Source organism: Nostoc sp. (assembly GCF_036918015.1).
Taxonomy (GTDB): Bacteria; Cyanobacteriota; Cyanobacteriia; order Cyanobacteriales; family Nostocaceae; genus Nostoc.
In genome coordinates this window covers 1-12631 of record NZ_JBALEO010000077.1, presented here as the reverse complement: position 1 = coordinate 12631, position 12631 = coordinate 1, and the positions used below count along the sequence as shown (strand labels likewise).

Here is a 12631-nt window from a genome sequence, read left to right as displayed (position 1 = left end):
TTGCACCCTGTTCCCAGCTTCACTCTACAAGAACCGAGCTTGTTCGGTGTGGGCAGATAAGGAGTCAATTCTGAGTCTGAATGGCAAGACTTACACTTGCATCAATCCGAGAGTTCAGCCTTTAATGTCAGTGATCTGCTGACGGACTGGATTAGTTATGTACGGACTGGATACCGTGATTCACTAATCAACGAATCGCACATTTGCTTCTAGCGCAGTTTTTACTTGTCCGACCTGTGGATAATCTTCAAAAGCATCAGCGATCGCATCTCCATTATTGCCAATACTATCTGCCCTAACTGCTGCGCGATCGCCGGCAACGTGATAAATACTATCGGTGGCTACGATCGCAACACGAAATGAACCTACTCTGAAACCAAGACTGCCGTTATCTAAAGCTGCGAACAAGAGTGCAAATAATTGTGATTCTGGCCCATCATTGCCACCAAAAGCTTCAAAGCCAAAGATTTTGTCTTTAATTGTTGTGACATTATTTGTCAAAGCGACTTCTGGTTGATATACATAGTCAGCGTAACCCCCAAAAGGTACAAGGGGCTTATCCTTGAAAGAGGCAATACCAAATTTCAGGTCATCACCAAATATCTTTGCTAACTTCGGGTTGATTAAGCGATTTACCGTCGCCGGAAGTACGGCTTTAAGCTGGACTACACCCTCATTAGATGACGATGTTAAGTCTTGCAGCAGAACAATATCAGATACTAAACTCATAGTTTTTCCCTCTGATTATTTTTCTTGATGGGTTGTATTGGAAAGTGGCTGAATAGTATTTCAGCTTGATATTAGCAAGGTTAATTGATTTAAGATAGTACTGAAACTGAAGAAAATATAATCTCTTTCAAAAAATATTTACTGTGTCCTGACCCGGATTTCTCACGCATAGTGTAGGCTTCAGGGGAAGAGGAGTGTGGGGAGTGTGGGGAGTGTGGGGGGTAAGACTTCTTCCCCATCCTCCCACACCTCCCACACCTCCCACACCCCTTGGATTTCTCACAAGTGAGAAATCCAGGCTGACTCCTACCTCTACCCTACTAAAGTTATAGTTGCAGACTTAACGAGAGAGAATGTCACCAGATATAAGTTAAGCTCCAGATATAAGTTAAGCTAAAGTGCGTCAATGGGTGAGCAGTGAAGATAATGCTTTGGATTAGAGGATGAATCAGTATTTTGCAACGGTTGCTCGCGGATTAGAAACCCTCGCGGCTCAGGAGTTAGAGCAACTGGGTGCCCATTCCGTAGAGCCGGGCTTTTGCGGTGTAGCCTTTGAGGGCGATCGCACTTTACTTTATCGCGTCAATCTCTGGGCTAGGCTGCCGTTCCGAATCTTGGTGAATATCAATGAGTTTCCATGCCTTGATGCCAAGGATCTCTATCGCGGTATCCAAACTATCGATTGGCAAAACTATCTCACACCAGATATGACGCTGGCGGTGAATGTCACGGGCAAAAACCAGCACCTCAACCACAGCCACTTCACATCTCTTCAGGTCAAAAATGCGATCGTCGATCAGCAGCAAGAAAATCTGGGCGAACGTTCAAATGTAGAGCTTCATGAACCAGATGTGCGGGTTAATGTTCATATTGAACGCGACTTTTGTACCGTTAAACTCGACAGTTCTGGAAATAGTCTGCACCGCCGAGGCTACCGCCCTGCGGTGGGAGTAGCCCCTCTGAAGGAATCTCTAGCTGCTGCCCTGATTCAACTTTCGGGTTGGCAACCAAACCAGATGTTCTACGATCCTCTGTGTGGATCTGGCACTTTACCTCTGGAAGCTAGCTTAAAGGCACTGAATATCGCACCAGGGCTGTTTCGTGAATCCTTTGGATTTGAAAATTGGCTAGATTTTGATCTGCCCCTTTTAGAAAAACTGCTCCAAGAAGCTAAGGATAGTCAACTAGATAGCCTGACTGCACCTATTTGGGGAAGCGATCGCGATGAAAATATAATTGAGCAAGCAATTAACAATGCTCAAAACTGCGGCGTTGATAACCATGTATGGTTTTCTCAAATGGAGTTAGCTGATGTTGTCGCCCCCGCAGACAGTGGGATTTTATTCTGCAATCCACCCTATGGCGAACGGCTGGGGCGAGATAGCGATTTAGGGGCATTTTACAAACTTTTGGGCGATGTGTTGAAACAACGCTTCAAAGGCTGGACTGCATTTGTACTGAGTGGGAACAAGGAACTGTCTCAATCGATTGGACTAAAATCATCCCGGCGGATTGCGGTGTACAACGGAGCGCTGCCTTGTCAGTTAATGAAATATGAGTTGTATTAAGGCAAAGACGCGATAAATCGCCGTCAAGACAAAAGACCGATTATTGTAGAGACGGCGATTCATCGCGTCTTACCTGTGATATTTTTAATACTCTTTAACAAATTTAAATTTAGCCAAAAAAAGCTTGAAACCACCTATTAATATAGGTTCTGGCAGTTATGATGACAACGGTTAAAAAAAGTGGCAGTATAATCGGTGACTGACAACCTGCAATTTATTTATAGCTAAGGGGCTATTTATGTCAGATCAATTCACGTTTACCGTTACCAATGATACCGAACAAGCAATTACAGAGTTATGGGTATCTGTCGATGATGAAGAGTGGGCTTCATTTACCTTGAGCGATTCAGGGATTCCATCGGGTGAAACAGTAACAATTGCTTGGGCTGAATATACGAATGATTCGCCCTGTGAATGGTACATATCTGCTGTCTTTGAAGATGAATCAGAAAGTGAGTCAGCCGTATTTAACTTCTGTGAAGAACCAGCTTTAACGTTCGGCTAAATTCCCCAGTGCGATCGCCACCGGAAAGGGCGTGTACGCCATCGCACTTGATGCATGATTGCATATCGATTCCAGCCATAAAAACCAAAGCCCTGCCTCGAAAGACATCTAGGTGGGGCTTGATATTAAAATTGATATTGGCAAGTTATCTTGAAGTTATCTGTAGGGCAGTATTATTGAGGTTGTCGGTGGAGCGTAGTTTACCGCCGCAGGCAGACGCTCTCTACGAGACGCTACGCGTAGCTTGCTTCTCTGTAAGAGTGGACTCGCTATCGCCCTGATTCTAGAAGAGGAAAAATGCCAATGCCAGAAAAATCAGGACTGTTCGCGCCAGTTAGACTAGGTTCGCTTGACCTTCCCAACCGCATCATCATGTCTCCGATGTCCCGTCTCCGGGCAACTACTGAGTGTGTACCTACCCTCCCAATGGTCGAATATTACACCCAGCGAGCTTCGGCGGGACTTATTATTACGGAAGGGACGCATCCAAGTCCAATGGGGCGAGGTTACACAACCTGTCCTGGGTTGCACAACGAGGAGCAGGTTGCAGGCTGGCGAAAAGTGACAGATGCAGTTCATGCTGCTGGAGGTCGGATATTTGTGCAACTGATGCACGCTGGACGGGTGTCGCACTCCTCCCTATTACCTAACCATGCCCGACCGATCGCACCTTCGGCTGTCCCGGTGGTGTCCGAAGAAGTTCACGTTTGGGATGGCAAAGTCCCTTTCGAGATACCCCGTCCGTTAGAGTTGGACGAAATACCCGAAATAGTAGAGGAGTACCGCAGAGCGGCAGAACTCTCTATTGAAGCAGGTTTTGATGGTGTGGAACTTCATGCAGCAACCGGATATCTACCCAACCAGTTCCAAGTCAGCAGCTCCAACCAACGCACGGATGCCTATGGTGGCACATTGGAGAATCGAACTCGCTTCACGCTCGAAGTAGTCAATGCTCTGTGTAGCGTCCGGGGAGCGGAGCGGATTGGGGTCAAGATTGCCCCCGGCTTCACAGTCAACGACACATTTGATGACGATCCTGCCGAAACTTACACCTATGTTGCAAAAGCACTCAGTCCATTGGGTTTGGCATACTTGCACGTGGGGTATGACCGAGGTTACGCCAGAGGAACTGCACCGAAGTTTAACCCCATCGATCTCCTACGTCCCGTTTACCAAGGAACACTGATAGCTGTGGGTGGGTTTGATCGACAACGAGGTGATGAAGCAATTACAAGCGGGCGGGCTGATGCCATAGTTTTTGGGCGACTGTTCATCTCTAACCCTGACTTAGTGGATCGGCTACGACTCAATGCCCCCCTGAGCGAAGGTGATGTCAGAACGTTCTATGGTGGTAGCGAACATGGCTACACAGACTATCAAACCCTGTCGCAACTCCATTGAGTGGCATAACAACGCCCATGCGAGTTGTGTTGCAAAAACTTTTTAAATTTAATCAGAAACCACCTTCAAAATACTTAAAGCCACCGCCTCCGCTACCTTGATACCATCGATACCCGCCGAGAGGATTCCCCCTGCGTATCCCGCGCCTTCACCAGCCGGATAAAGACCGACTGTATTTAAACTTTGATAATCCTCTTTGCGTTTAATCCGAATGGGTGATGAGGTACGGGTTTCCACTCCAGTCAACACGGCATCATCCATCGCAAATCCTTTAATTTGTTTGTCAAAAGCGGGAAGGGCTTCACGGATGGCAGCGATCGCATAATCTGGTAAACTCTGACTCAAATCGCCCAAGTGTACCCCAGGTGTATAAGACGGTTTAACAGTGCCCAATGCTGTCGAGGGACGATGGTTGAGAAAGTCTCCCACCAACTGTCCTGGAGCTTCATAAGTCCCGCCGCCCAACTCAAAAGCCCGTTCTTCTAAGCGCCGTTGAAAGTCAATTCCCGCTAAGGCATTTCCTGGATAATCTTCGGGTGTGATGCCTACAACGATCGCACTGTTGGCATTGCGCTCATTACGAGAGTATTGGCTCATCCCATTGGTGACAAGTCGCCCCGGTTCTGATGCCGCTGCAACCACCAAGCCCCCCGGACACATACAGAAACTATAGACAGAACGACCATTTTGGCAGTGGTGAACCAGTTTATAATCGGCAGCACCTAAAAGCTTATGACCAGCTTGAGGGCCGAAACGACATTTATCGATGAGAGACTGGGGATGTTCGACCCGAAAGCCGATGGAAAATGGTTTAGGCTCTATGTAAACTCCACGATCGTATAGCATTTGGAATGTATCACGGGCGCTGTGCCCTACTGCCAAAACCACATGATCGCTGGCGATATATTCCCCACTAGCGAGGGTGACTCCCCGCACTTGGCCATTTTCGATGTTGATATCTTCCACCCGACTTTCAAAGCGAATTTCACCACCGAGGGATTCGATTTTGGCGCGCATACTTTGGACGATTCCCACCAGTTTGAAGGTGCCGATGTGCGGTTTGTTGATATAGAGAATTTCTGGTGAGGCTCCCGCATTGACAAGTTCGGTTAGTACCTTGCGCCCATAATGCTGAGGATCTTTGACTTGGCTGTAGAGTTTGCCGTCAGAAAATGTACCCGCACCACCTTCGCCAAACTGGGCATTAGATTCGGGGTTGAAGTCTGATTTTTTCTTCCAAAAGCCAAAAGTATCAGCAGTGCGATCGCGAACTTTTTTCCCACGCTCTAAAATGATCGGACGGAAACCCATTTGTGCCAGCATCAAACCCGCAAACAAGCCACAAGGCCCAGTACCAATCACGATGGGGCGAATCGTCAAATTGCTCGGTGCTTGTGCCACTGGGCGATAACTCATGTCTGGCGTAGCCATTACATGGGGATCTTTTTTCAAACGCTTGAGTAGATGGGTTTCCTGAGTCGTTTCTACATCCAGAATATAGACAAGGGTGATATCTCCTTTCTTACGGGCATCGTAGCTACGCTTGAAGATGGAATAACCGATCAATTCTTCGTCTGTAATTTGCAGCTTTTTGAGGATAGCAGTCTTGATCTCATCTTCAGGATGATCGAGCGGGAGCTTTACTTCAGTTAGGCGTAACATAGCGAGGAGAAATGCATACTGTCTATCAAAATTTTAATCAAAATCATCGAATTTTAGATTTTAAATTTTGGATTTTGCATTGAAGATTCAAAATCCAAAATTTAAAAAGGTCTGAACGCGAATTTATCTCCAAGTGTTGCGCCCGAATTTATACTCGCTCTTCAATAAGCAAGCTACGCAAAATAAATCTAAAATCTAAAATCTAAAATCTAAAATCCAAAATTATTTGACTGCCGCCTCTAACATTCGTATTGTCCCAAGTTCAGCATCTATTTCCACTTCTACACCGACTGGCAAGGTAAATTTATCCTTAATATGACCAATCATGGAACCATACCAAGCAGGAATACCTAAAGGAAGTATGTGTTGTTGCAATACTTGCATTAATGTAAATGATGGTTCATCTCCAAGACTACATTTAGTACATTGCCCAAAGATAAAGCCATTAATTTGATTAAGTATCCCAGTAGTTTTTAACTGCGTCAGCATCCTATCTATACGATAAACATCCTCGCCAACTTCTTCCACAAACAGAATGCTTTTGTTCCAGGAAGGTAGGTAAGGTGAACCTACCATTGCTGATAGTACTGATAAGTTTCCACCCACAAGTTTACCCCTCGCCTTTCCCGGTGCTATTATCTCCAAGCGTACTTCGCTAGGGTTGAGATTTTGCATAGTTACCGCTTCAGCATTAAATAAGATGCGCTTGAAGTAATCTACTGTAAATTGATTCCAGGTAGACGTGGCAACTGGCCCATGAAAAGTAACCATTTGACTACGGGCATTAATTGCCAACAACAGGGTAGTAATATCGCTGTACCCGATGATAATTTTTGGATGGGAACGGATTAGCGAGTAGTTGAGTAAGGGTAAAATGCGATTGCAGCCCCAACCACCACGCATCGGAATAATTGCTTTTATGGTGCGATCGCTAAACATCAAGTTTACATCCTGAGCGCGATCGCCGTCTTTTCCAGCTAAATAGCCATAACGATCTAAAATATGCTTCCCCAGCTTGACTTTTAAACCTAACTGTGAAATTGATTTCTGCGCTGCTTCGATGTCTTTAGCGTCAACGATACCCGCAGGGGCTATCAATCCTACGGTATCGCCAGCTTGCAGGCGGGGCGGCTTGCGGATGGTGTTTAGAGATGGCTTACCTTGGGCGGTAAATGATGGTATCTGGGTGGCTAAGGTAGATAGTCCACAGGTTGTGATAAATTCCCGACGTTTGATAGTCATAACCATTTAGTTAGGAACTGGGATAGTGATACCAATTCACGAAAATGCTGATACATATAGATTTCTCGTAGGGGCATAGCAATACCCATTGGTGTCAACTTAACGTGAAAACGATGTCCCGCAAGGAACTGAAGTTCCTTGCTAATAGCGAAAGTCATCTAAAGATGACTAAATAATCCAAAAAATCTTTAGTCTACAAAATCTTTAGTCTACTTTAGTAGACTTTAGCTATTAGCCTAGAACTTTAGTTCGAGGCGGGCGAGTCAGCTAACAGTTAAGCTACTTTTAGCTTAAGTTGACACCAATGGGCATTGCCATGCCCTTACCACCGTATTTGTATCATTATTAAAGTGAAATGGTATGACAAATTGTAATAGGTTATAGCAACGCCTAAATCATTCATAAAAAGTTAGATCCCCGACTTCTAAAAGAAGTTGGGGATCTAGACACCGCGAATTTTAACAAATCGAATAAGATTGCTTGTAAATTTTGATTGACTAGTTTTACTCATTAATCATGCGGCGAAGATCGTCAAGAGGCGACTCTGGTTCGGTGATTTCTGAATTGTTGCTGTTAGTTATTTGTAAATCTTCCTCTTCAATATAAAATTCAACGCTTATTTTAATTTTCACTTTCCCCTTTTTCCAGCTTGGAGAACCTAGTGTTAAAATTTCGCAATCTATACCCTCCTTAAACCAACTCATAATCTGAGACTGTTTTATCTCTACTCCTTGCCTACTTAATTCTTGATTCAATGTAAATTCTAGCGCGGAGTTAGATGAGTTATCCATTGCTTGTTTAAATTTAGCAACTTTATATATGTTGTCTCCAAAATCCAAAACATCACCGTCGTTACACTCTATTGACTTAAATCTATCTTCCATATAAACCTGATTTTTGAAATTTTTCTATTTTACGCAAAACTGTAATTAGTGAGTGATTAAGCACTCACTAAAAGCTAGAATTATCTCAAATCATCTTTGAGATTAAAATTAAACCTCTTATACCACATCTGAAACCAAAAACTCATTCTTAGCAAACTTACCAACAGTATCAAACGAATCACCAATTACAGGCAAAAGATTGTCATATAATTGCATCGCCTGTAAACAAGTATTAATACTAGAAGCTGCTGAATTATATGCGGCAATATTTTCTTCAACAACATTTAATAATTGCCGATTATTCGCAATTTTTTCTTTTGCTTCTTGTTCCAATGTTTTCTCTAAATAAGCACGCGCCTGTGGGTATTGCTGCAAAATCTCATCTGATTGCTGTTCTGCCATTGGTAACAACTGAGTTTTCAGTGTTTGATTAATGGTTTGACGGAAAGATTTACGAATAGTATAAGAAACTTTTGGTTCAAAATCTAACTTCAATAACTGCCTAATCGCTGGTTCTGCTTCCACGATACTTTCAGCGTCGTAACCTTGAGAAGTTTGTGATAAAGTTTGGCGAAATTGATATATAGAAAAAGTGCCTTCATCGTAAAATCTAGGGCTTTCTCGCACAAAGCGATCGCACTCTACACTAGCTGCACTTACTAATGCTTGAGTAACTACTTTTTCTAAATTTCTAATCTCTTGTTCAATTCCACCATCATTATCTAATAAACGATACAGTTGGCGATAATATTCTGACTTGCGAATCTTTTCAATCAACCGCTGGAAATAATTTGCAACTACTTGCTGAGAAGATTCAACCAAAATATCTTCTAATTGATTTGCTAAGTAATAAAATGCCTCTACTAAAATAGCAATTAAAGGTGCGGTAGCATTTCGAGGATGGCTAATGGTTGCACGTCGATAAGCATAAGCTACCGAAAATGTATCTAGCAATTCATCTAAGCGGCGAATCATTCGTGATTGCAATTGCTTAAAATCTGCTTCAAAAGCATCACAAGAATTATTAATTACATGGTTAACTTCTTCTGTGATATGCTCACTAAATTCTCTACCAATTTGCTGGAGTTGCTGATTTAGGCGTTGTAACTCTTGCGCCTTCATTGTCTCAATTTCTTGGGGCTGACTATCTAAATCGCGTTGGACACTCTGATAATGTTTTTTGAGCTTAATACAAATATCTTCCAAATCATCAGCAAGATTTTTAAATAATTGGGGACGCTTTTCTTCCGTAAGATAACGAGTAATAGCTGTGCGAAATTCTTCAGTACCACTATCTTGAATTAACTGTTCTATCAGTTCATTTCCCCACTCTCCCAGAATCCGCACATAATTTTGATTTGGAGTTTCATAGCCGTTAACAGAGACACGGAATTTACTGGAAGATAGCTTTCCTGAATTTACACAGTAGTTGTTAAACGCATAGACAAATTGTGGAGTTTCTTCTTTACCATCTAAACCTTTAATACTTTCTGCAAAAACAGAATCTAAACCAAATCTATCTTGTGGGCTTGTCTGTTTAATCTGACTGCCATAAAATCCTAATAATCCACTGGTTTTATAAACCTTCCTGGAATTGGCAAATTGCCCACTAATTAAATCGTCCAATCGTTGCCGTAGCTGAGTATTATACCAAGTTTCATCGATCCGGTTGAAGATATAGAAAACGCGATCGCGTACTCCCCCATTCTCCCGCATTAATTCCAAAAGTTCGGTTTCTTCTTTTGTCATGTCACCCGCCGAAGCAGGTTTTAGCACACACACCACCGCCGAAGTATCAGGATGTTGAATTTTGGCATAGGTTAGTTGGGCATCTTTCTCTACTGGCGCATCTATACCAGGTGTGTCAATGATTACATTACCATCTTGTAGCAAAGGATGATTGCAGTAATATTCTATCCGCTTCAATACCGCACTATTACTACCACGACGCGCATATCCAGCCGCTTCCTTGAGATTGGAAAAGTTAAATTGCTCCATTGAATATGTAGCATTATTTACCGTGTAGATGCGATCGCGGTTTGCCATATATCCCTCTAGCAGCAACATTAACGCCTTCGCCTGTTTTGCACGTTCTGATTTACTCTCACCACCCTCCTGTTGAATAATCGCTTCAGAACCTTGACGTAGCAGGTTAATTACCTCAGCTTGGTTAATATTAGTGACTGTCTGAAATCCTAGTTGCTGACACAAAGAAACTGCTTGTTCTCGAATCTCTGCTTCACTTAAAAACGTCAAAACAACACGTTCTTTATCTACTTCTGCATACTCGATTTTGCATTCTGTACCTGTAGCGTGTCCTTCTGCACTGTAGAGTAATTCCCTTTCTAATAGTGCATTGATTAGCATTGATTTCCCAGCACTAAAAGCACCAGCAAATACAATTTCAAACTTCGGAGAAATCGCTTTACTTAAAGAAGTTCGTATATGTGTAATATCTTGGGAACGTAGTGTTGGTTCTTGTTGTAAAAGTTGTAATATAGATTCAACCTGCTCTTTCAAACTTTGGCACTGAAGCGGTAAATCTGACATATTCAGCATCCTGACAATATTTCTCTATATATTAGTAATATTTATTGTCTTGATGGTTCAGTAAATTTCCTGAGAATTATATGTGGTTGATTGCTAGAGATTACTACTAATTAATGACTAATTATTTGTATATTTGTAGGGGTGCAAGTCCTTGCACCCCTACTATGGAATATTTTTTAACTGGAAGTCCCTTATACCAAATATGGATAGACAAGTTCTAGCTATTACCGTAACTGCTTATGGCGATAGCTAGAATCGTATTCGTGCTTTGGAAGCGGGTTTTCAGACTCATTTATCGAAACCAGTCTCTCTAGGAAAAATAGTTTTTCTAGGAAAACTAAACCTCATCTATGTTGAAACCTAGAGTTTTTTAAAAGATATATTTATGTAGGTTGGGTGGAGTGAAACGCAACCCAACATTACCACCAAATTTTATGTTGGGTTACGCTATCGCTGCACCCAACCTACAAAACTACGGTTCTCAAGGTAGACGAGGTTTAGTTGAAATTGTCGCTCATTGGTTTGCTGCTTGTAATTGGTAATAAATCGTATTTTTACCTCTTTTGAGGCACTAATACAGGCAGTTTACGTGCATCGGCTGCAAATTTAGCGTGTTGTCCAACAGTCAAAACATTAAACTGACTGGATATAATTTCTAAACTTTTGTTCACTATTGCCAGCTTTTTGTAAGTGGGAACACTCATACCTGGAAAAAATGAGAGTTCTGGCACATCTTCTTGACTTACAAAATCTGTAGGATGGAGTAGCAAAGAAGGCTGGACGCGTGTAACTTTACACAGCCACAGGGCAATTCGCAGATACAGTAACGCCACTTCCGAAGAAAATGTACTCAGAAACATTATGTAACTGAAGTGAATTGGCACTTTAAAAATTGGCATGGTGGTAACGGGAATCTCAGTCAGCTTATCTTTATCTAGTTGCCACTGGTAAGGTTTTAGAGGCTGCAAACCCTCTTTAAAACCGCCAAACAGCGCTTCCCGTTTTTTACGTTCTTCCTTGCTCAATTTACAAGTTATTAAATAATATGCTCGTGCTATAGGCCCCAAAAATGTGGGAAAAGTCGAAGCATCATATTCGTATCCTCGTCGTGCTAAGACTTTTAATACTGCTGGAGAAAAACTGTATCCTGGCCCCCGGAAGCCGATAGGATGTTGATGAGTGACGCGCTTGATATGTTCTTCGGCCAGTGCCACCTCTTCTTCAATTTCATTCTCTGAATACAGATGTAGCCAAGGATCGTGATAGAATGAATGATTGCCAATTTCGTGACCGGCGCTAGCGATCGCTTGTATAGCCTTAGTATTCTTTTCTAGCGCTGCATCCTGACCGACAATGAATACTGTGATTGTCAAATCCCATTGCTTGAGAATATCTAAGAAACGAGGTACTGCGATATCCAAGTAAGAAGGATAAGTCTCCCAACCCGGAGCGCCCTGATTTTTTAAATAAGACCAAATATTATCCAAATCTAAAGAAAGACTGGCTATTGGTTTGTTTCCTTTTTGCTTTGTTTTCATTATGAGTTAAATTATTTGGACAATTTTAAGCGTCAAGTATAGTTTAAGGTTTAGACTTTATTGGCCAAGTTCCATAGTTCGCTGGGGGCTGATACCATTTTAGATTTTAGATTTTGGATTGGAAATTGCCTTGGTGTGAATCCATCTGCATTGGTGTCAACTTAAGCCGAAAACTATATCGGACAGGCGTTTTGCAAATCCCTCACGCCCTCATCCCCTAACCCCTTCTCCCTTGGGAGAAGGGGAATTGAATCTCTAGTCTAGCTCCCCTCTCCCCAAGGGCTACGGTGTACACACAAGTCGAAAAATTCTCTACCCACATTTTTGTCAGAGTGAAACTGTCACACAGACAGGCAATCCCGCCCAGAACTAAAGTTCAGGGCTGATAGCTGAAGTCCACGCTTAGTGGACTTTAGCTATGAGACTCGGAATTCATTCCGAGGCGGGATAGAAACGCAGTTGTGATTTGAACTAAAAAATGAGATTTTAACTCATGATATGCTTCAGAAATGAGTATCCAGTTTATAGTTCACTTTTAATATTCGAGTTTTT

12 protein-coding genes are annotated in these 12631 nt (G+C 42.6%); 4 read left to right on the top strand and 8 right to left on the bottom strand.

The features are described 5' to 3' along the window. Positions 1-183: 183 nt before the first annotated feature. Together V7K61_RS22045 and V7K61_RS22040 are read right to left on the bottom strand one after the other, a co-directional pair. On the bottom strand, positions 184-729 hold the full coding sequence (locus V7K61_RS22045; protein ID WP_335056512.1) for a hypothetical protein: 546 nt from the start codon (positions 727-729) through the stop codon (positions 184-186). A 127-nt stretch (positions 730-856) separates the two neighbouring features. Beyond that, the gene (locus tag V7K61_RS22040) at positions 857-1012 is read right to left on the bottom strand and encodes a hypothetical protein (protein WP_335056510.1); all 156 of its coding nucleotides are present in this window, start codon (positions 1010-1012) and stop codon (positions 857-859) included. A gap of 160 nt (positions 1013-1172) precedes the next feature. Between V7K61_RS22040 and V7K61_RS22035 the strand changes: the two genes are divergently transcribed. Together V7K61_RS22035 and V7K61_RS22030 are read left to right on the top strand one after the other, a co-directional pair. Beyond that, the gene (locus tag V7K61_RS22035; protein WP_335056508.1) at positions 1173-2297 is read left to right on the top strand and encodes a THUMP domain-containing class I SAM-dependent RNA methyltransferase; all 1125 of its coding nucleotides are present in this window, start codon (positions 1173-1175) and stop codon (positions 2295-2297) included. Between the two features lie 238 nt (positions 2298-2535). After that, the gene (locus V7K61_RS22030) at positions 2536-2802 is read left to right on the top strand and encodes a hypothetical protein (RefSeq protein WP_334698352.1); all 267 of its coding nucleotides are present in this window, start codon (positions 2536-2538) and stop codon (positions 2800-2802) included. On the opposite strand, the gene V7K61_RS22025 is transcribed toward V7K61_RS22030, so the two are convergent. Further along, the gene (locus V7K61_RS22025) at positions 2788-2910 is read right to left on the bottom strand and encodes a hypothetical protein (RefSeq protein ID WP_335056506.1); all 123 of its coding nucleotides are present in this window, start codon (positions 2908-2910) and stop codon (positions 2788-2790) included. The genes V7K61_RS22030 and V7K61_RS22025 overlap by 15 nt on opposite strands. A gap of 195 nt (positions 2911-3105) precedes the next feature. Between V7K61_RS22025 and V7K61_RS22020 the strand changes: the two genes are divergently transcribed. Next, on the top strand, positions 3106-4203 hold the full coding sequence (locus tag V7K61_RS22020) for an alkene reductase (RefSeq protein ID WP_335056504.1): 1098 nt from the start codon (positions 3106-3108) through the stop codon (positions 4201-4203). Between the two features lie 48 nt (positions 4204-4251). Here V7K61_RS22020 and V7K61_RS22015 read toward each other — a convergent pair whose 3' ends face one another. The 4 genes from V7K61_RS22015 to V7K61_RS22000 all read right to left on the bottom strand — a co-directional run bounded on the left by V7K61_RS22015 (position 4252) and on the right by V7K61_RS22000 (position 10541). Then, complete coding sequence (locus V7K61_RS22015; protein WP_335056502.1) at positions 4252-5865, bottom strand: NAD(P)/FAD-dependent oxidoreductase; 1614 nt, start codon at positions 5863-5865, stop codon at positions 4252-4254. Between the two features lie 222 nt (positions 5866-6087). Continuing rightward, entirely contained in the window at positions 6088-7107 is a 1020-nt protein-coding gene (locus V7K61_RS22010; protein WP_335056500.1) for a S66 peptidase family protein, read from the bottom strand. Between the two features lie 503 nt (positions 7108-7610). Beyond that, positions 7611-7991, bottom strand: a complete 381-nt coding sequence (locus V7K61_RS22005; protein ID WP_335056498.1) for a KGK domain-containing protein — start codon at positions 7989-7991, stop codon at positions 7611-7613. 117 nt (positions 7992-8108) lie between these two features. Next, on the bottom strand, positions 8109-10541 hold the full coding sequence (locus tag V7K61_RS22000; protein ID WP_335056496.1) for a dynamin-like GTPase family protein: 2433 nt from the start codon (positions 10539-10541) through the stop codon (positions 8109-8111). A gap of 401 nt (positions 10542-10942) precedes the next feature. Here V7K61_RS22000 and V7K61_RS21995 point away from each other — a divergent pair, with 401 nt between their 5' ends. Next, entirely contained in the window at positions 10943-11083 is a 141-nt protein-coding gene (locus V7K61_RS21995; protein WP_335056494.1) for a hypothetical protein, read from the top strand. A gap of 12 nt (positions 11084-11095) precedes the next feature. Here the strand turns inward: V7K61_RS21995 and V7K61_RS21990 are convergent, their stop codons facing one another. After that, complete coding sequence (locus tag V7K61_RS21990) at positions 11096-12079, bottom strand: polysaccharide deacetylase family protein (protein ID WP_335056492.1); 984 nt, start codon at positions 12077-12079, stop codon at positions 11096-11098. Positions 12080-12631: the final 552 nt, after the last annotated feature.

Excerpts from the sequence above, each read along its gene's own strand:
- V7K61_RS22000 (WP_335056496.1), bottom strand. The coding sequence starts at position 10,541 with ATGTCAGATTTACCGCTTCAGTGCCAAAGTTTGAAAGAGCAGGTTGAA.
- V7K61_RS22015 (WP_335056502.1), bottom strand. The coding sequence starts at position 5,865 with ATGTTACGCCTAACTGAAGTAAAGCTCCCGCTCGATCATCCTGAAGAT.
- V7K61_RS22030 (WP_334698352.1), top strand. The coding sequence starts at position 2,536 with ATGTCAGATCAATTCACGTTTACCGTTACCAATGATACCGAACAAGCA.
- V7K61_RS22025 (WP_335056506.1), bottom strand. The coding sequence starts at position 2,910 with ATGTCTTTCGAGGCAGGGCTTTGGTTTTTATGGCTGGAATCGATATGC.
- V7K61_RS22005 (WP_335056498.1), bottom strand. The coding sequence starts at position 7,991 with ATGGAAGATAGATTTAAGTCAATAGAGTGTAACGACGGTGATGTTTTG.
- V7K61_RS21990 (WP_335056492.1), bottom strand. The coding sequence starts at position 12,079 with ATGAAAACAAAGCAAAAAGGAAACAAACCAATAGCCAGTCTTTCTTTA.
- V7K61_RS22010 (WP_335056500.1), bottom strand. The coding sequence starts at position 7,107 with ATGACTATCAAACGTCGGGAATTTATCACAACCTGTGGACTATCTACC.
- V7K61_RS22020 (WP_335056504.1), top strand. The coding sequence starts at position 3,106 with ATGCCAGAAAAATCAGGACTGTTCGCGCCAGTTAGACTAGGTTCGCTT.
- V7K61_RS22045 (WP_335056512.1), bottom strand. The coding sequence starts at position 729 with ATGAGTTTAGTATCTGATATTGTTCTGCTGCAAGACTTAACATCGTCA.
- V7K61_RS22035 (WP_335056508.1), top strand. The coding sequence starts at position 1,173 with ATGAATCAGTATTTTGCAACGGTTGCTCGCGGATTAGAAACCCTCGCG.